Genomic DNA, 19,268 nt, shown 5'->3' with positions numbered 1-19,268 from the left:
TCTCTCCTCAAATTTTCAAAAATATAATATCAGTCAAAACCTTCCGCTTTCGGTATCTGCTGTGTAATGCAGTGTATATTGCCGCCTCCGACAATTATATCCCTTGCATACACTGGAATTATCTGTCTTTCAGGAAATGCCTCCGATAAAATATCACATGCTGCTTTATCATTTTTATCACCAAACTGGGGAACTATAACTGCTTTGTTTGATATATAAAAATTGACATATGATGCAGCAAGTCTCTCTCCTGCTTCCCTTTCATCCTCACCGTCCTCAAATTCAAGTCCTTTAAGGTCATACTCCGTTATGCATATATGATTTGAAGGAATTGGAAGTTTCCTAACCTTTATTTTTCTTCCTTTCGCATCTGTTTCATTTTCAAGAACTTTAAGACATGACATGCTCATCTCGTACTGTGGATCATTTTTGTCATCCGTCCATGCAAGAACAACCTCACCCGGCGATGTAAATGCACACACGTTATCCACATGCTCGTTGGTTTCGTCATTATATATTCCACAAGGAAGCCATATTATTTTGTGGACATTGCAATACATTTTAAGTTTTTCTTCAATCTGTGGCTTTGTAAGTTCCGGATTGCGTCCTTTGCTTAAAAGACAATTTTCTGTAACAAGAAGTGTTCCTTCTCCATCTGTGTGTATAGAACCGCCTTCAAGAACAAATGGTGCTGCATTGTAATAATCACATCCGAAATGCTTCATAAACTCTATCGCAATCTTATCATCCCTGCTCCAGTCGGCATACAATCCATCATACTCACCGCCCCATGCATTGAACTTCCAGTTAATTCCTCTTAAAATTCTATCTTTATACGAAACATCAGCATCGCCGCTTACGACAAATGTCGGTCCTGTATCTCTTGCCCATGCATCATCGGAATCCATAATAACTAATCTTATTTTGTCCGAAAGCATTTGAATGGCATTTTCATACTGTCTTTCTGAAACCAGCATATAAACCTGTTCGCTTTCTCCTATCGCTTCTGCTATGGAACAAAATGCCTTTCTCGCCTCTCTTGCTTCATATGCCCACGACCCAGGTCTTTCAGGCCAAATCATAATACATCCATGATGCTGCTCAAATTCCGCCGGCATACGAAATCCGTCGTAAGCTGGATTACATAATAATTCACCCAATTTACAATCTCCTTTTAAACTCATCGTAATCAAAATGTTTCCATACCCTGCAATCGCCATTTGTATCCATAATTGCAATGTCCGGCAATGGTATTCCGTTAAATGTATTGTTTTTTACCATTGAATATATTGCCATATCCTCAAATACAAGCCTGTCTCCTGCATTTACTTCTGAATCGAACTCATAATCACCGGTTATGTCACCTGCAAGACATGTATATGACGATAATCTGTACCTGAATCTTCCATCAGCAGGCTTTTCCCATATATCGGCATTGATATCATCAAGCCTTACGGCATCTCTTAATGGCGGCACATATGGCATTTCAAGCACATCCGGCATATGACATGCCGCTGATGTATCAAGTATAAGTGTTGTTATCCCATTTTCCACCTTATCAAGAACAGTTGTTACAAGATAACCGGCATTTAATGCAACAGCCTCTCCGGGTTCGACATAAACATCCACATTATAAGTTTTTTTAACATGATTTATGCACTTTTCAAGCCTTTTTATATCATAATCATCCCTTGTTATATGATGTCCACCGCCAAAGTTGACCCATTTTATACTGTCAGACTGCAGCAGAAAGCCGAATTTTTGTTCAACAACATTTAGAGTTTTCTCTAAATCATCGGAATTCTGCTCACATAGTGTATGAAAGTGAATACCCTCCATTCCGGCAAGTGCATCAGGATTTTTCTGCAGTGCTTTTTTCAGATTTTCTTCTGTTACTCCAAGTCTGCTGCCCGGGGCACATGGATCATATATTGCATGGTCTCCCTGTGTTGAATGCTCAGGATTAACACGCAGTCCGAAGCTCACTCTGTTATTTATACACTTCTCTTTATGGCATATAAGCTGATTTACTGAGTTAAAGACAACATGGTCACATATTTTTACAAGTTTATCCATATCTTCATCTGTAAATGCAGGTGCAAAAACATGATTTTCTTTTCCCATGCACTCATGCCCGAGTTCTGCCTCAAAAATCCCGCTTGCCGTTGTTCCGCTTATGTATTGCGATATAAGCGGATACAACGCATATGATGAAAATGCTTTCTGTGCAAGAAGTATATGACACCCCGTATGCTCTTCGACACTCTTTAATATTTCAAGATTATGTATAAGTTTTTTTTCATCAATAACATAAGCGGGTGTCTTTAACTCATCAAATTTCATAATAATTCTCCTTGTAATCCGCAAAAATTATCCGTTTACGGCACTTTAATATCAATCAACCAGTACGGGATTTTCGTCAACTTTCCATGGAAGTCCGTATTTGTTAAGTGCGTCCATATATGGATCAGGATCAAACTCATCTGTCGTAAATACTCCCGGTTTATTCCATACTCCTTTTGCAACAAGCATTGTTCCAATCATCGCAGGAACACCTGTCGTATAAGAAATAGCCTGTGAACCGACTTCTCTGTAACACTCCTGATGGTCGCATACATTGTAAATATATATTTTTCTTTCTTTTCCGTCCTTAATTCCCGTAAATATACAGCCAATATTAGTCTTTCCGACTGTTCTTGGACCGAGAGAAGCAGGATCTGGAAGAAGTGCTTTTAAAAACTGTATAGGAACTATCTGCTGACCGTTAAATTCAACAGGATCTGTTCTTAACATACCTACATTTTCGAGGCATTTCATGTGTGTAAGATAACTCTGTCCGAATGTCATAAAGAAACGGATTCTCTTAACATGAGGAATATTTGCGGCAAGTGCTTCTATTTCTTCATGGTGCAAAAGATACATATCCTTCATTCCTACGCCCTCAAAATCATATTCACGCTTGATTGACATAGGCGGAATCTCAACCCAGTGTCCGTCTTCCCAATAAGAACCCGGTGCAGAAACTTCCCTCAGATTTATTTCAGGATTAAAGTTTGTTGCAAAAGGATAACCGTGATCGCCACCGTTGCAGTCGAGAATATCTATTGTATGTATTTCATCGAAATAGTGTTTCTGTGCATATGCTGTAAATACACTTGTAACACCCGGGTCAAAACCAGTTCCCAAAAGTCCCGTAATTCCTGCCTCTTTATATTTTTCCCTGTAAGCCCACTGCCATGAATAGTCAAAATATGCTGTAAAACCGAGGCGTTTGCATCTTTCCTCATACACCTTTCTCCACTCAGGATTATCCGTATCCTCACACTCATAATTTGCAGTGTCAACATAAGGAACTTTGCATGCAAGACATGCATCCATAATCGTTAAATCCTGATACGGAAGTGCAACATTAAGAACAACATCAGGCTTGAATTTATTTATCAATGCAATAACCTCATCTGTGTTATCCGCATCAACCTTTGCTGTTGTAATGTTTGTCTTTGTATTTCCCTTTAATTCTTCTGCAAGCACATCACACTTGCTCACTGTCCTGCTCGCAATACACAAATCAGTAAATACATCACTCACCTGACATATTTTGTGAATTGCAACTGAGGCAACACCTCCACATCCGATTACTAATACTCTGCTCATTATTTTTCCTCCTGTTCTAATAATTCTTCAACATACTTTGGAAGCATAAATGCTCCTGTATGAAGATTAGTTGTGTAATATTCTGTATATATGTCTCTTTTTTTCCACTCGTCTGCCTTAAAATCTTTAAGCGGATGATACTTCTTTGAAGCAAAACCGAAAAGCCAGTAACCTGACGGGCTTGTAGGTATGTGTGCCTGATATACCCTGCTTATCGGAAATGTGTGAAATACTTTTTTATGCATGCTCCTGCATGCATCCTCATCCTCGTCATAAAATGGGCTTCCGTGCTGATACACAAGTATTCCGTCATCTTTTAACGCCTTGTAACAGCTTCCGTAAAATTCTCTTGTAAACAGTCCCTCAGACGCTCCAAACGGGTCAGTTGCATCATTTATGATAAGGTCATACTCATTCATTTTCGAGCGGAGAAATCTCAACGCATCATAATTGTATATATGCACTCTTTCATCATCAAGACCTATTGAGGTCTCCGGGAAATACTCCTTGCACACATCGACAAACATGCTGTCCTGCTCGACAATATCTATATTTTCGATATTGTCATATTGCAATAATTCTTTTGATACGCCGCCATCACCACCGCCAATGATAAGAACATTTTTCACATCAGGGTGCACCGCCATCGGCACATGCACAACCATTTCATTATAAATAAAGCAATCCTGCTCCGAAAATATAACGCTTCCGTTAAGTGTCAGGAATTTACCGAATTCAGGCGATTCAAACACATCTATCCTCTGATAATCGCTTTTTCCTGAAAATAACTGCTTTTCCACACGTATGTCAAACTTAACATGCGGCGAGTGCAGCTCCGAAAACCAAAATTCCATATTGCCCTCCAAATTATACATTGTTTATTTTTTATATTACATTTATTTTTTATATTTTTAATACATTCAAATATTCAAGAGCCGAATCTTCCATTCCCTGCATTGAACATCCTTTTTCAACGGAATATTGTATGTAATCAATAATTTCTTCCGTAATTTCCTCACCCGGTGCCAGTATCGGTATTCCAGGCGGATATGCCATTACAAATTCACCTGAAATATGACCTTTCGTATCGCGTATAGGCATTTTTATTTTTTCGGCGTAAAAAGCTTCCTGCGGAGATGCAAGAACCCTCGGAAGAAGCATCTGCCTGTCTACCTCAAATCTTTTCTCTTCTTTTGAGTAAATACGGCTTATTTCGGCGAGTGCACCGACAAGACGCTCAATATCCTGAATCCTGTCTCCAATTGAAATGTATGCCATAATATTTCCTATATCACCAAACTCAATCTGGATATCATATTCATCCCTTAAAATGTCATAGACCTCTATTCCGTCAAGTCCTATATCTCTTGTATACACGCACAGCTTTGTGACATCATAATCATATACCGTACCTCCGTTTACAAGCTCTTTACCGTAAGCATAATAACCGCCGATTGAATTAATTTCATCCCTTGCATACTGTGACCACTCGCTCACTTTTGCAAATGACTGCCTTCCCCTTAATGCAAGATTACGCCTTGATATATCAAGGCTCGTCATAAGAAGATACGATGCACTTGTGGTCTGCGTGATATTGATAATTGTCTGGACATAATCCGCATTCATTCCGTTATTCGTCAGAAGAATTGAACTCTGTGTAAGCGAACCACCGGATTTGTGCATTGATATAGCTGCCATGTCCGCTCCCGCTTTCATAGAATTCATTGGAAGATTATCCCCGAAATAAAGATGCGTTCCGTGTGCTTCATCGGCAAGCACTTTCAATCCGTATGAATGAGCTATGTCACATATTCCCTTTATGTCAGAGCATATTCCGTAATATGTCGGATTATTTACAAGCACCGCTACTGCCCGCGGGTGCTCCTGAATCGTCTTTTCAACCTGTTCTACGGTTACTCCGAGTACGATTCCTAACTTTGCATTAATCTCCGTGTTAAGATAAACAGGTATTGCACCGCACAAAATCAACGCATTGATAACACTTTTATGAACATTTCTCGGAACAATAATCTCATCGCCTGCCTTACAGACTGAAAGTACCATATTCTGTACTGCCTGCGTTGTTCCACCAACCATAAAAAAAGCATGCTCTGCACCAAACGCATCTGCCGTCAGCTCTTCTGCCTCTTTTATTACCGAAACCGGATGACAAAGATTATCAAGCGGTTTCATTGAATTTACATCAATTCCCACACATCGTTCACCAAGTAAATCGACAAGTTCGGGATTGCCTCTGCCACGTTTGTGTCCCGGAACATCAAACGGAACTATTCTTTTTTTTCTGAATCTTTCGATAGCCTCATACAATGGAGCTGATGCCTGTCTTTTTAAATCCATTTCCTCTCTCCCTGCCATTATATTATCGCAGCGGCCATCAGATTTCCGTATAATACAAATTCTAAATTTTCGTAAAATACGGACTTTGGCTTGCTGCCAACGTAAAATGTGTGCCGTAAGGCACAAAAAGGCGTGATTAATTTAAAATTAATCACGCCTGTAGTATATTCAATCATTCTTTTATTAATCCCTGTACATGTACGTATACATATTACTTCATGTATACAAAGCACTGAGATTCTGACCTTTCAGAGTTTATCCAAGTAAGTCACTGTTACCGCTCTTATTGACCGTTTCACAAGATGATATGCACCTTCGCATGATAATTTTAAAAATCAACTTATAAAATTTGGGCTTCTAACCCAATCAATAATGTGTGCCCTTGTCACACTCGGCAACCGACCCGCCCGTCCGCAAGGCTTAACATGTAATATAACCATGTGGTCTGCATGTTGGATAACTCTTATCCAAATCTTTTATAACTATAATATATCATTTTTTTAATGTCAACAAAAAAATTAAATTTTACTCCGATTTCACTTTATTTTTGCATTATTATGTAATATCACAAAAGATATTCCATAATTGCATCTGTAACTTTATCATTAAGTTTCATAGACATGATATTGGACATAATAACATTTTTGTCCTCACCGGATGTAAATAATCTGTAAATACTTCTCTTGTCATTATTATCCATCTGTGCCTGCAGAAGAAAATCATATATTTTATCATTAACATTTTCACCGTTGTATACAAGATTATTTTCTTCATTATCAGCAAATATTTCAAGCTCTGACGCACCATCACAGTTACATGTAACTGTCCATGTATTTGTTTTTATATCGTATTTGGCATTATCTGCATTTTCAAATCTTATACCACTTGCAAATCCTCTTAATATAAAACGGTACTTTCTGTTTCGTGGAATTACCGATAAGTCACCGCTTACATCTATGCTTATTTTTGCCTTATCTTCATTCCAGTCGAGCACAAACTCTGTCAAAGCATATTCGCCTTTTTCATAGTCAAATCCATCTCCAGAATCTTCGTACATAACAAATGTATTTGATGCACCCGGACATATAACCACATCAACTTTTTTCGGATTAATAATATCATTACTGCCACATTCCGAAGCAAGCGGTATTATTGCACCTGCACGTCCAAGCACAGGAATACTTTGAAGATTTCTACATAAAATCTGACTTTTTCCATTTTTACCGCCATTGTATACATCACCGGTAAATATATCTGTCCATATTCCGGCTGGTATAAAACATTCCTCACCGCTTTTTTGTGAATCTTCATCAATCTTTGTTGTAACAGGACACACAAGCATTTCACTACCAAGAAAATATTGATTTTTATAACTATATGCTTTCTCCTCAAATGGATAATAATAATACATTGGTATTATTACAGGAATATGCTCGCAATGACACCTGTAATTAAGTGTGTACATATATGGAATAAGTGCATGCCTGAATCTTAAAATCTTTTCCATATCACTGCAGTATGGCTCAGGATAATTCCATGGTTCTTTTCCACAGAACGGATTAGAGCTGCTGTGAAGCCTGTTTATCGGTGAAAACACACCAAACTGATACCATCTTAATGCAAGCTCGTTGTCTTTATATCCGTTCATATGACCGCCTATATCATGACTCCACCACGTATATCCCACATTTGATGCCGTTGCTGTAAAATAAGGCTGAAATTCAAGCGATTTCCATGTAACTATCGTATCTCCAGAAAATCCTATCGGATACCTATGGCTTCCAAGTCCGCCATACCTCGAAAGAATAAGTCCTCTTCTGCCTCTTTTTTCCATATCTTTAAAATGAAAATAATTAAGCATCCATAATGGGTCAATTCCGCTTGCTCCTCCGTTGTTGCCCTGTTGCCAGTCTATCCACCAGAAATCAACTCCAGCATTTTCATGTGGATGATGTGCAAACTTAAAATACGCCTCAACAAACTCCTTGTTAGTCATATCAAACTCTATAGTTTTTTTACTGTCAGGATTAATTCCTAGATACTCTGCCATATCTTTATACATTTTTTCAAAATTACGGATACCTGATGCCGGATGGACATTAAGTGTTACATGATAATTATGTTCATGCAGCCATGACAAAAATCTTTCCGGATTCGGAAATAAATCATTATTCCATGTATATCCTGTCCATCCGCCGCCAGATTCCATCGGCACATCAACTATATGCCAGTCCATATCCATAACAGCAACGGAAAATGGTATATTTCTTTTTTCAAATTCCGTCAGCAGCTCCATGTAGCTTTCTTCACTGTATTTCCAATACCTGCTCCACCAGTTTCCAAGAGCGTATCTTGGAAGAAGAGGAACAGCCCCCGATAATTTATAAAAATCACGCAGACACGCAAAATAATCACGCCCATATGCAAGATAATAAACATCAATCTCTTCATGTTTCCTTTTTGATGGCATATTTTCTTCATCAAACACAAACGATTTGCTGTCATCAAAAAACGTCCTTCCACTCTTATCCATAAGCCCGTATTCAAGTTCAACTTCCCCGTCAGCCCTGTCAAGAGTTCTCATTGTGCCTTTGAGATTATGCTCCCGAGGCGGAAAACTATACGTCTTTGCACCAAAATACCACCTTCCACCGTAATTAGTAAAATCATATTTTACATCTATAAAAAGTCCTTCTTCACTAAATTTCTTTTTATCGTATATCATATGAAATGCTTCTGTCTCTATCTCAAGGCGGTCGTCACTTTGTGTCACTGTATATTCCGGTACCGGAAATTCCCTGTTAAGCACAGTCTGTGTCTGTAAATCTTCAAACACACCAGTCTCTGAATATTCCATTCTCATCATAAACGGCGTAAGCACCGAAAAACGATATTTTTCCCCCTGAACAATACATGCTTTGTTACAACAACTTTCAGCCATTTTTTTCCTCCGTTATTAAGATAATCTTTACTTAAAGATTAACACAGTCAGTTATCTTTGTCTCTGTAAATAAAAATCAAAAATGCAAATAATACAGAAAAAAAGCTCCAAAACCCTATCAATTTTAAAATCATTTCAGGGTTCTGGAACTCTCTTCTATAAATTATTTGTATTCTACATAGTCAACAGTAACATATCCTGCTTCTGTTTTTATGCTGTTATCATGGCATGCAAACATACCGCTCTTTACACCAACCCAGCGTCCTGCTTTTGCCTCTGTTTCAATCGCCTTTGTATAATTTACACCGTCAAAACTGTACTCAAGTATAAGTTCTTCCAGCGGTGCATCTTTTACAGGAAGTCCAAGCTCATAATGTGTTATGTGCTCTTTTACGTTCACTTTGTATCTGAACCATATTGTCTTATTTGCATCTGTAAAATCAGAATCTTTAAGAGCTGTTGTCTTTTCAGCTTTTTCGTCTGTATATGCCGCATCGCAGTCAAAATCCTGTAAACCACGCACAAATTTCATTTCAAGATTTCCATTATTATTTGTAACAGAAATTGCAATATATTTCATTCCAAGTGAAATATAACCAGCTGTATCGCCGTCTTTTAATTCTGCAAGATTCATCTTTGTCTCTGCACAAAATTCCGGTGCCGGCCACTTCTGTAACAAAAGATTACGTAAATCGCCAAGAGGTCTTAAAGGTGAAGCTGCAACTGCATTTAACTTTAACTGATTATTTTCAAGTGAATACCACGAATCTTCAAAATTGGCATTCCACTGCCACTGCATTCCAAGCTTATCACCTGTGAAATCGTCGCTTGCATCAGGCTCGCATACCGGATACAGATTCTTATCTGCAAGTTCTGCTTCACTCTTTCCTATATCAGGTTTCTTATATTCCATAACCGGTTCACCATAGTCGTTACCCGGCTTGTTTACACCGATTACAGGCCAGTCATTCTCCCAGTGCATAGGCTGGAGATGAACTATTCTTCCGCCTGCATATACATCCTGAAAATGTAAGAACCAGTCCTCGCCGGTCTGTGTATCTACCCAGGCACCCTGATGAGGACCATTTACAGGTGAGTCACCCTGACGCATAACAACCTTGTACTCATAAGGTCCAAATACATTCTTTGAACGAAGAACTGTCTGCCATCCTGTCTTAACACCTCCGGCAGGTGCAAATACATAATACCAGCCATTTCTTTTATACATCTTAGGTCCTTCGATTGTAACCTGGTCATTTTCGTTGCCGTCAAAAATCTTGACTTCATCGCCGATAAGTCCCATGCCGTCAGGCTGCATCTCAACCATATGAAGCACACTCTTATAACCTATACGGCTCTTTGCCACACCTGCTACAAGATATGCTTTTCCATCATCGTCCCAGAAAGGACATGGATCAATCCAGCCCGCACCCGGTCTTATATTAACAGGTTTGCTCCATTTTCCAAACGGATCTTTTGTCGTAGTCATATAAATTCCCTCATCAGGCATAGGGAAACATACATAATATGTACCCTCATGATAACGGATTGAAGGTGCCCACACACCACAGCCATGAATAGGATTTCTGTATCTGAATTCAGGAATCTTGTCCAAAACATAATTAACTACTTTCCAATTTACCAGATCTTTTGAGTGAAGAACCGGAAGTGCCGGTGCATTACAAAAAGATGATGAAATCATAAAATAATCATCTCCGACTCTTATTGCATCAGGGTCTGAATAATCGGCATAAAGAACCGGATTGCGGTAGTTACCATTTTTTAAATCTGCAAGCCACATAAAAAACCTCCATATAACTGTAAAATAATTTTCTGTAATTTATACTTAGATATTACCGCATTTCCGTAAAGATTTCCATATGTTTTGCCAAATTCTTTTATAAAAGTTTTGTGTTAATTTTTAGGAACTATGAATGTCATAGCCTTACCCCAGAAGCTCGGTGAATATGACACTTCAAGTTCTTTCCAGTCAGACGGCACTTCATATACGATAACGCCGCTTAACTTCTTTCCCGGGGCAACCGTGCCGTCAAGTGTCTTTTTACCATTTTTGTTCCATGCCGATGCACCTGTCATGCTCTGGCTTATCGCATATCCGTCACAATAAGCATTGAAACTTACATAAGAACTTACATTAATCTCATTTTTTGAATTATTGGCAATCTCAAACTCACAACCCACAAATACATATCCGTCCTGCGGTGTAAAGAAATCTGCTCCTCCAAATTCTTCTGCATTGACAAGTGTCATCTGAACAGATTTTAACTCAGCCGTATCGCCAATTCCGAATGTAGTCTTATCGCTTGAAGGTGTTGTATTTGAACTTACTCCCTGTGAAGCACCGTCTGATGACGAAACCTTTTTTGCACTGCTGCCGCCTGCCGCAGCACCGATAATAACAATCACTGCAATCACAATTACAACTATAGGCCATTTTTTCTTTTTCATTTAATACTTCCTCCTGATATTTTAAAAGTTTTAGAATTAAATCTTCTAAGTCTGATTAAGGATAGCATTATATCAGGAGGATTTGTTATGCTGCCAGCACAAACATTACGGCAACCATAAGTACAATAATAGCAATTGCAGCAATAAACCATACCACAGCTGCAGAAATGAATTTTAACAGATTATTTTTCGATTTTCCAAACGGAAGCCTGCTCCTCATTCCAAGATAATCTGTCACCAGAAAAACTGTCATAAGCAGAATCAGGAAAAAAGCAATTCTTGCACAATTAGTTTCAAGCGGTGGCGACTGTGAACCATCTTTTTCTGTCATATTCATAGTCATGGTAAGCCATACCATAAAGCCATAACCCAGTACGGCTGTAATCATTTTCCACCATATAAGAGTACGGAATCCCGGTAAAAATCTGGGATTGGGCTTTATGCCCGCAATATTAAGCTGCGAGTCAAGAAACGATTTTTTATATTGATTTCCACTCTGCTGACGCATTCCAAGTACAACCATTATATCATTCATCAGCTCCCCGACATCATTATAGCGGTTCTGCGGCTCAATATTGATACATTTCTTCACAATCTCCCTGAATCCGTGTGACGTGCACAACTTATCTTTTGGCAATTGTCCGGTAAGGCATACATTAATAAGCACACCCAGTGCATATATATCTGTTCTTTTATCCGACTGTCCAAAACCGAACTGTTCCGGTGCCGCATAATTTTTTGTTCCAAAAAGAATCGTATCTTCACTGCTGTTTTCATGAAATTCTTTTGCAGAATTAATGTCTATTATTTTCATGATGTTGTCATTGGTAATCATGATATTAGACGGTTTAATATCACGATGGATAAATGCAGGAACATGGCTGTGCAGTAAACTAAGTGCCCTGCACAGTCTTATTGCAATGTCTCCTGTCTCCTTTTCGCTGAGCATGCCCCGCTTTCTTATAATCTCTTCCAGCGTATCACCGTTAATATACTCTTCAATTACAATAAGATGATTATCCTTCTCAACACATTCATATATTTTCGGGTAAAATGCACTTCCTGTGCTTTTTATGTATTCATAAACATCCTTGTTATATACAGAAAGTGTCTTTTTCACATATATTTTTTTATCTTCTACATTCTGGACATAATATACGTTATGTTTTTCATTAACCGTTCCTATAACTTTAAAATATGACAACCTGCACTCATTTTCAATTTCACTGCTCATAATTCACCTTCAACTTGCATACTTCATTTTTATTAATTATACTATAATAAACAATTTAATCAAACGCAAAGGGAATTTTGACTTATGATTTCAGACAAAAGAACTTCCGGGCTTCTTGGGCAGCTTGGAAATATAAAAAATGATGAAGAATTTGAAAAATATATTTCTGAAAATACATTTAACAACTATTCTGATGACAAAAATAATGCACTCACATTTTCAGCTTATTACAATTCAATTCTGGCAGAAAAAAGTATTCCATTAAAAAATGCTATAAAAGAAAGCGGTCTGCCCGATTATGCTTATCAGATAGTAAACGGAACACGCAGCAATCCCGGCAGGGAAAAAATCATATGTCTCTGCATAGCCGCACACATGAATATTACAGAAACAAAGAGAGCTCTTGAAATTGCACAGGCAGGAATTCTTTATCCAAAAAATATACGTGACGCCATTATTATAAAACATATAAATACAGATGATTTTTCTGTTATGAATATTAACTGTGATTTGGATAAACACGGCCTTCCATGTCTTAATGATATAAAATAATGAACTATATAAAAAGCTGCCGCCAACGGATATCTGACATTTCCCTTGACGACAGCTTTTATATTACGGATACATATTTAAAATATTATTAATTACATTCTTTTGATTCTTTCAATAGCCTCGACTGTATTCTCATATGAACCAAATGCAGTCAATCTGAAGTATCCTTCACCGCTTGGACCGAAACCTGAACCAGGTGTACCAAGTACATTAGCTTTTTCAAGAAGATAATCAAAGAAATCCCATGATGACATATTATCAGGTGTCTTTAACCAGATATATGGTGCGTTTACACCGCCTGATACAGAATATCCTGCCTCTTTAAGACCTTCCTTGATAACCTTTGCATTCTTCATATAGTAAGCAATCTGCTCTTTTGTCTGATTTTTGCCAGCTTCTGAATATACAGCCTCGCCTGCACGCTGAACGATATAAGGAGCACCATTAAACTTAGTTCCGTGTCTTCTTGCCCAAAGACTGTGAAGTGTTGTCTCACCACTCTTTAAATCTCTAGGAATTACAGTAAATCCAAGTCTTAAACCTGTAAATCCTGCATTCTTAGAAAAGCTTCTAAGCTCAATGGCACATGTTCTTGCACCTTCACACTCATAGATTGAATGTGGAACATCATCTTCTGAAATATATGCCTCATAAGCCGCATCATATATGATAACAGCACCTACTTTATTAGCATAATCAACCCATTCCTGAAGCTGTGATTTTGTGATAGTTGAACCTGTAGGATTATTAGGAAAACAAAGATAAATGATATCAGGTGTTTCCTTTGGAATCTCAGGTGCAAAGTTAGTTGCTTCTGTACATGGCATATAGATTACGTTGCTCCACTTCTGCTGGTCAACAAGATAATCTCCTGTTCTTCCTGACATTGCATTAGTATCAACATATACAGGATATACAGGGTCACAAACTGCAATTTTATTATCTACGGAGAAAATATCCCCAATGTTACCAGAATCAGACTTGGCACCATCACTCACAAAAATTTCATCTGCAGAAATATCACATCCACGGCTCTTGTAATCATTTTCAGCAATTGTGCTTCTTAAAAATTCATATCCCAAATCAGGTGCATAGCCATGGAATGTCTCTGCGTGAGCCATCTCATCAACTGATTTATGCAATGCATCGATTATTGCAGGTGCAAGAGGCTGCGTTACATCGCCAATACTTAACTTGATAACTTTCTTGTCAGGATTGGCAGCCGTAAATGCGGCAGCTTTCTTTGCAACTGTTGAAAAAAGATAACTTCCCGGCAATTTGAGATAATTGTCATTAATCTTAAACATTTTATTTCTCCTTTTCAATCATTCAATTTGTGATTTATTATACATCAACAAAAGTCATGCCACAACTTTTTTATTTTAGTTATTTTGCGTCAGACGATAAAATTTCTCATCTTAATACATTCTTAAATGCCACTGTGAAACCAGAATACTTTTACAGGAGTACATCCTTCTTTAGTTCTTAATGTGTGTTTTACTCCCGCAAGTGCAACAAATGAATCTCCTGCTTTTATCGGAAATACCAAATCATCAAGCTTGGCAAAACCTTCACCTTCAAGCACATAAAAACCTTCCTGATCATCATGTGCACCCGGATGGTCTGAAAATTCTGTATTTGCATAAACTGTTGTTCCTGAAGCACATCCGTTTACACAACCATTTTCTGTTGTAAGAAAACGATATGTTCTCTGATTTTCTCCCTGCTTTTCTATTACTTCTTCCGCTGTTATATATGGCTTCATATTTTTCCCTTTCTTTTGCTTCTTTAGAATGACTTTATTTTATTAATCAAATAATCTTCTGTATAACAAATGTGCCACACAGATTTTTAAAAAAAGGGACGCACATAATTCTTATGCACGTCCCCATCATTTTACTTATTCTGATATCTTAATAATTCTGTATATGCAAGAAGGAATGGTCCAACACCCTTTGCATCATCTTCAACGATTGGTTCTGACATGTAATAATCATATGTACCCGGTCTTCTGTCTTTACCGCCAAGTCCGGCAACAAGACAAATTCCTCCAAGTGACATCTCGCCTTCTTTTGTCTTTAAATACTTGTCACAAATACCATCAATAGCTTTCTTAGCATATTCTACATATGATTCAGGAAGAATGCCAAGTCTTACACCTTTAAGCAATGCATATGCCATAATTGAGCTTCCGCTTGTCTCAAGATAATTCTTGTCCATTCCGCCATAATTAACTATCTGATACCACATACCGCTCTCATCCTGATATTTAATCATTGAATTAATCAAATCAACAAATGCATCCTGTAACATCTTAACTTCTGCATCAAACTTATGGTCTGAATTGTCTACAATTTCGAGGCTGTCAAGAAGTGCCATTGAATACCAGCCAATTGCACGAAGCCAGCTGAGCTGTGAAAGGCCTGTTACCTTATCACACCAGAATGCTTCTCTGCTTGTATCCATTGCATGGAAATATAATCCGTTAAGTGGATTTCTCATATTTTCAATTACAAACTTAAACTGTGAGAAAATATCATCATAGTTCTTTCTGTTATTAAATCTTGTCTCATATTCAAGATAAAATGGCTGTCCCATATACATGCCATCAAGCCATACCTGATTTGGATATATATCTTTATGCCAGAAATTGCCAGATTTACATCTTGGCATAATCTCTATCTGCGAATAAACAAGGTCAATTGCTTTTCTGTACTTTTCCTTTCCTGTCAGGTCATAAAGTTCAAAAAGTGTCTTACCCGCATTAACATTATCGATATTTTTCTCACCAACATTATATCCGTCAATTGTTCCATCCTCAAATACACGATAATCAATAAAATCATCTGCAAATTTAAGATATTTTTCGTCTTTTGAAATTGCATACATCTGAAGTACGGCCTTAATCATACATCCATCAATATAATTCCATTTAGATTTAAGTCCCTGCTTAATCTTTTCAATATTCCACATTGGTGCTTCAGGTGTGCTTTTCTCTAAAAGCTCGTCAATATACTTAACAATAATATCCATTTTCCTTCTCCTTAAAAATTACATTGCTAATTTTGTTCATTATACTACATTTGCAAAAATTTTACAATCAATTTAACCAATTATATCACTTATATTATGTCTGATTATTTTATTTTACAGGTTTTGCATCATTAGTTTTATCATTTTCCGTATAAGACAGTTTTATGACATCACCCACATTATATTTTATTATCTCAGGATTTTCTATCACATTGACATCAAATATTGCATCCGAAGAGTCAATTGTTATATAAAAATGAGAATTGCCATCAACTACTGTCTGTATTATTTTTGTTATTGTTCCGGAAATGTTTTTCTCTTCCTGCTTTTCCTGCGTTATGACACCACTCTGTGACATCATTTTAATATAATTAGCTTCACATTCACTCACTGTTTCGCCGATTGCAACATTCTGATATTTTTCAATATTAAGCATAGCATAAGATTTTACAAGTCCGGCACTGTCCTTTAAAGCCATGAAATATGTCGGCTCACCTCCTACATTAAGAAGCAGCGGAAATGTTGCCGCATAATTAAGATGCTGCACTTTTCCCTCAGCCGAACTCATCGCAGAATTCTCTTCTGCACCGGAAATCTCATAATAACGTGTCTCCATGGTTCTCTGGTTCATAAGAACAAAACCTACGTTGGATTTATCCTGTCCTACTGATGTTATACCGGTATAAACCCATACATCATCATCAAGAGCTATATAATTATAGCCGTCAGTAGTTTTCACACAATCTTTCTGACGCAGTACACTGTTCAAAAATCCGTGTTTGAGTGTTCCATAATAATCATATAGATTTATAAGCATATCAGCCGAATAAACCTTGTCTACCCACTGTGGAACTTCACTTACGTCATAATCCTGCATCTGTCCCGTAACAGCATTGCATAAAACAACACGGCCTACTGTAACACCACCGAAAAGTCCTACATTATATTTCTTTGCCGGACATATCCAGTACGGTGTTCCGTCATCATCAATCTCAAATCTTATATCATCAAACATATATGTCGGATACGCAAATCTTAAATGTCTGTATATATTTCTACCAAAATGGTCACTTGTCGAATATCTGATGCCTTTTTCAAGACGCACAACTTCAGCCTGCTGTGTTGTCATGTCAATTCTTATATATCCCGGTATTCCGTCTGATTTGTTAGTAAGCCACTTTATCAGGCTTCCATATTGTAAAGGTGAAACTCTCACAGGTTTGTTCTTATAATTAATCTGTGTATACATGTCATTTACTTCAAACTGCGATACAAGGTCAACCATTGTTCCCATAACACGATTACCGATTGTCTCTGCCGAATCCTTGTCAAGAATCGGAATCTGATCATACGAAACTTCTTTTATATCATCTTTAAAACTTCTTGTCTCAACATCAAGAAGCTTCTGATATTTTGAAGCATTTATAATCTTTGAAGATAATAGGCTTCCAATGGCAAAAACAGCAGCGACCACAATACATACTGCTGCCATTATCTTAAATATCTTTGCAGACTGCGGTGTCTTAAATTCTATACCAAATCTGTCTGCCGAAAAATACCCACTCCCCGCACTCTGCGTAAAACGAGTCTGAAACAGCAGATATATAATCATTGCGGCAACAAGCACAACTATTATAAACTTCCAGAATCCCGGCGAATGAATATTAATTGCCGGAAGTGCTATATAATAATAAACCGATGCTACAATAAGAAGCAGTATTGTTCCTGCTATAATTGTTTTTGCTTTCCAGTTCTTCATACTATCCCCTTTCTATTTGCAAGAATATTGTTAAAAATCTCATCTGCCACATCTTCCTTACTCATAATCGGAAGCTCTTTTATCTCATCTTTTGTTATCAGTGTTACAACATTCGTATCCGTCCCGAAGCCTGCACCTTTGACTTTCACATTATTGGCAATTATCATATCAAGATTTTTCTTTTCAAGCTTTGCTTTTGAATTCTCAAGCATATGTTCCGTCTCCATTGAAAATCCGCAAAGGAACAGATTATCACGTTTCGTTTTACCAAGTGTGCCTATTATGTCATCCGTTCTTTCAAGTGCAATTGACATATCGCCGTCTTTTTTCTTGATTTTTTCATCTGCCACAACCGCCGGTCTGTAATCAGCAACCGCTGCAGCTTTCACTATTATATCTGCCGTTTCTGCCTCTTTTGTCACCGCTTCAAACATCTGTCTTGCCGATTCAACGTGAACCATTTTTACAAATGGTACATCCTTTAATTCCACAGGTCCCGATACAAGCGTTACATCAGCACCTCTTTCCATGGCATTTTTAGCAAGTGCAAAGCCCATCTTTCCTGTTGAACGGTTAGATATAAATCTCACAGGGTCAATCGTTTCTCTTGTCGGTCCTGCTGTGACACATACTTTAAGCCCTTTCATATCTTTCTCATGTGCAAGTTCTCTTAAAATATATGAAAGAAGCACCTCCGGTTCAGGCATCTTGCCCTCTCCCGTATCACCACATGCAAGATATCCGCTTGCTGGATTTATAACATCAATACCATAACTTTCAAGTTTTTTCATATTGTCTTTGACAACCGGATTGTTAAACATCCTCGTATTCATAGCCGGTGAAACTATTTTTTTACACTCACATGCCATAAATGTTGTCGTAAGCATATCATCAGCTATACCGTTTGCTGCTTTGCCGATAAAATTCGCCGATGCAGGAGCGACAAGAAATAAATCTGCTTTCTTTGCAAGTGAAACATGTTCTACGCTGTACTGAAAATTTCTGTCAAATGTATCTACAAGGCATTTATTTCCCGTAAGTGTCTCAAATGTAATCGGATTAATAAAATTACATGCATTTTCTGTCATAATTACATCAACATTACACGAAAGCTTTTTTAATGCACTTGCAAGACTTGCTATTTTGTATGCTGCAATACTTCCTGTAACTCCAAGAATCACATTTTTACCTTTTAACATATCTTTTCTCTCCCTTATCATGCGGCTGATACCGGAATTCATACCGTCACATATCTACCTGGCCTGCCG

The 19,268-nt window shown here is 37.7% G+C and carries 15 protein-coding genes; 1 reads left to right on the top strand and 14 read right to left on the bottom strand.

What is annotated here, in order from left to right:
- Positions 1-29: 29 nt before the first annotated feature.
- From aguA to WMO38_RS12635, 9 genes are all read right to left on the bottom strand, one after another.
- A complete protein-coding gene (gene aguA / locus WMO38_RS12675) occupies positions 30-1,184 on the bottom strand; it encodes an agmatine deiminase (protein ID WP_435391021.1) in 1,155 nt (384 codons plus the stop codon).
- On the bottom strand, positions 1,162-2,343 hold the full coding sequence (nspC, locus tag WMO38_RS12670) for a carboxynorspermidine decarboxylase (protein ID WP_349162947.1): 1,182 nt from the start codon (positions 2,341-2,343) through the stop codon (positions 1,162-1,164). Before nspC ends, aguA begins: the two co-directional genes overlap by 23 nt.
- 51 nt (positions 2,344-2,394) lie before the next feature.
- On the bottom strand, positions 2,395-3,654 hold the full coding sequence (locus WMO38_RS12665) for a saccharopine dehydrogenase family protein (RefSeq protein ID WP_349162946.1): 1,260 nt from the start codon (positions 3,652-3,654) through the stop codon (positions 2,395-2,397).
- Positions 3,654-4,508, bottom strand: a complete 855-nt coding sequence (gene speE / locus WMO38_RS12660; RefSeq protein WP_186835758.1) for a polyamine aminopropyltransferase — start codon at positions 4,506-4,508, stop codon at positions 3,654-3,656. The genes WMO38_RS12665 and speE overlap by 1 nt, the downstream gene beginning before the upstream one ends.
- A 49-nt stretch (positions 4,509-4,557) precedes the next feature.
- A complete protein-coding gene (locus tag WMO38_RS12655; RefSeq protein ID WP_021865880.1) occupies positions 4,558-6,012 on the bottom strand; it encodes an aminotransferase class I/II-fold pyridoxal phosphate-dependent enzyme in 1,455 nt (484 codons plus the stop codon).
- Between the two features lie 565 nt (positions 6,013-6,577).
- Positions 6,578-8,953: a glycoside hydrolase family 31 protein gene (locus WMO38_RS12650; protein ID WP_349162945.1), complete on the bottom strand. Its 2,376-nt coding sequence runs from the start codon at positions 8,951-8,953 to the stop codon at positions 6,578-6,580.
- 163 nt (positions 8,954-9,116) lie between these two features.
- On the bottom strand, positions 9,117-10,754 hold the full coding sequence (locus WMO38_RS12645) for a glycoside hydrolase family 43 protein (protein ID WP_349162944.1): 1,638 nt from the start codon (positions 10,752-10,754) through the stop codon (positions 9,117-9,119).
- A 113-nt stretch (positions 10,755-10,867) separates the two neighbouring features.
- On the bottom strand, positions 10,868-11,422 hold the full coding sequence (locus tag WMO38_RS12640) for a DUF4352 domain-containing protein (RefSeq protein WP_349162943.1): 555 nt from the start codon (positions 11,420-11,422) through the stop codon (positions 10,868-10,870).
- A gap of 85 nt (positions 11,423-11,507) precedes the next feature.
- Positions 11,508-12,656, bottom strand: coding sequence for a protein kinase domain-containing protein (locus WMO38_RS12635; RefSeq protein ID WP_349162942.1), 1,149 nt, complete (start codon positions 12,654-12,656; stop codon positions 11,508-11,510).
- An 84-nt stretch (positions 12,657-12,740) separates the two neighbouring features.
- Between WMO38_RS12635 and WMO38_RS12630 the strand changes: the two genes are divergently transcribed.
- The gene (locus tag WMO38_RS12630) at positions 12,741-13,208 is read left to right on the top strand and encodes a hypothetical protein (RefSeq protein WP_349162941.1); all 468 of its coding nucleotides are present in this window, start codon (positions 12,741-12,743) and stop codon (positions 13,206-13,208) included.
- 92 nt (positions 13,209-13,300) lie between these two features.
- Here WMO38_RS12630 and WMO38_RS12625 read toward each other — a convergent pair whose 3' ends face one another.
- The 5 genes from WMO38_RS12625 to coaBC form a co-directional block, all read right to left on the bottom strand.
- Complete coding sequence (locus WMO38_RS12625; RefSeq protein ID WP_349162940.1) at positions 13,301-14,515, bottom strand: LL-diaminopimelate aminotransferase; 1,215 nt, start codon at positions 14,513-14,515, stop codon at positions 13,301-13,303.
- Positions 14,516-14,637: 122 nt separating this feature from the next.
- Positions 14,638-14,973 carry a cupin domain-containing protein gene (locus WMO38_RS12620; protein ID WP_349162939.1) on the bottom strand — a complete coding sequence of 112 codons (336 nt, stop codon included), beginning with the start codon at positions 14,971-14,973 and terminating at the stop codon, positions 14,638-14,640.
- A 131-nt stretch (positions 14,974-15,104) separates the two neighbouring features.
- The gene (locus tag WMO38_RS12615) at positions 15,105-16,241 is read right to left on the bottom strand and encodes a glycoside hydrolase family 88/105 protein (RefSeq protein WP_021865872.1); all 1,137 of its coding nucleotides are present in this window, start codon (positions 16,239-16,241) and stop codon (positions 15,105-15,107) included.
- 109 nt (positions 16,242-16,350) lie between these two features.
- A complete protein-coding gene (locus WMO38_RS12610) occupies positions 16,351-18,000 on the bottom strand; it encodes a CvpA family protein (RefSeq protein WP_349162938.1) in 1,650 nt (549 codons plus the stop codon).
- Positions 17,997-19,199: a bifunctional phosphopantothenoylcysteine decarboxylase/phosphopantothenate--cysteine ligase CoaBC gene (gene coaBC, locus WMO38_RS12605; protein WP_349162937.1), complete on the bottom strand. Its 1,203-nt coding sequence runs from the start codon at positions 19,197-19,199 to the stop codon at positions 17,997-17,999. Before coaBC ends, WMO38_RS12610 begins: the two co-directional genes overlap by 4 nt.
- Positions 19,200-19,268 lie beyond the last annotated feature (69 nt).

The organism is Lachnospira hominis (ex Hitch et al. 2025), from assembly GCF_040096395.1.
Lineage (GTDB): Bacteria > Bacillota > Clostridia > Lachnospirales > Lachnospiraceae > Lachnospira > Lachnospira hominis.
The sequence above is the reverse complement of the archived record's forward strand: the minus strand, read 5'-3'. Positions and strand labels throughout refer to the sequence as shown.

What these genes read in the sequence shown, in the direction of transcription:
- WMO38_RS12650 (WP_349162945.1), bottom strand. Translation starts at nt 8,953, where the DNA reads ATGGCTGAAAGTTGTTGTAACAAAGCATGTATTGTTCAGGGGGAAAAA.
- coaBC (WP_349162937.1), bottom strand. Translation starts at nt 19,199, where the DNA reads ATGTTAAAAGGTAAAAATGTGATTCTTGGAGTTACAGGAAGTATTGCA.
- WMO38_RS12630 (WP_349162941.1), top strand. Translation starts at nt 12,741, where the DNA reads ATGATTTCAGACAAAAGAACTTCCGGGCTTCTTGGGCAGCTTGGAAAT.
- WMO38_RS12655 (WP_021865880.1), bottom strand. Translation starts at nt 6,012, where the DNA reads ATGGATTTAAAAAGACAGGCATCAGCTCCATTGTATGAGGCTATCGAA.
- nspC (WP_349162947.1), bottom strand. Translation starts at nt 2,343, where the DNA reads ATGAAATTTGATGAGTTAAAGACACCCGCTTATGTTATTGATGAAAAA.
- WMO38_RS12635 (WP_349162942.1), bottom strand. Translation starts at nt 12,656, where the DNA reads ATGAGCAGTGAAATTGAAAATGAGTGCAGGTTGTCATATTTTAAAGTT.
- WMO38_RS12610 (WP_349162938.1), bottom strand. Translation starts at nt 18,000, where the DNA reads ATGAAGAACTGGAAAGCAAAAACAATTATAGCAGGAACAATACTGCTT.
- WMO38_RS12645 (WP_349162944.1), bottom strand. Translation starts at nt 10,754, where the DNA reads ATGTGGCTTGCAGATTTAAAAAATGGTAACTACCGCAATCCGGTTCTT.
- WMO38_RS12625 (WP_349162940.1), bottom strand. Translation starts at nt 14,515, where the DNA reads ATGTTTAAGATTAATGACAATTATCTCAAATTGCCGGGAAGTTATCTT.
- WMO38_RS12640 (WP_349162943.1), bottom strand. Translation starts at nt 11,422, where the DNA reads ATGAAAAAGAAAAAATGGCCTATAGTTGTAATTGTGATTGCAGTGATT.
- WMO38_RS12665 (WP_349162946.1), bottom strand. Translation starts at nt 3,654, where the DNA reads ATGAGCAGAGTATTAGTAATCGGATGTGGAGGTGTTGCCTCAGTTGCA.
- WMO38_RS12615 (WP_021865872.1), bottom strand. Translation starts at nt 16,241, where the DNA reads ATGGATATTATTGTTAAGTATATTGACGAGCTTTTAGAGAAAAGCACA.
- speE (WP_186835758.1), bottom strand. Translation starts at nt 4,508, where the DNA reads ATGGAATTTTGGTTTTCGGAGCTGCACTCGCCGCATGTTAAGTTTGAC.
- aguA (WP_435391021.1), bottom strand. Translation starts at nt 1,184, where the DNA reads ATGAGTTTAAAAGGAGATTGTAAATTGGGTGAATTATTATGTAATCCA.
- WMO38_RS12620 (WP_349162939.1), bottom strand. Translation starts at nt 14,973, where the DNA reads ATGAAGCCATATATAACAGCGGAAGAAGTAATAGAAAAGCAGGGAGAA.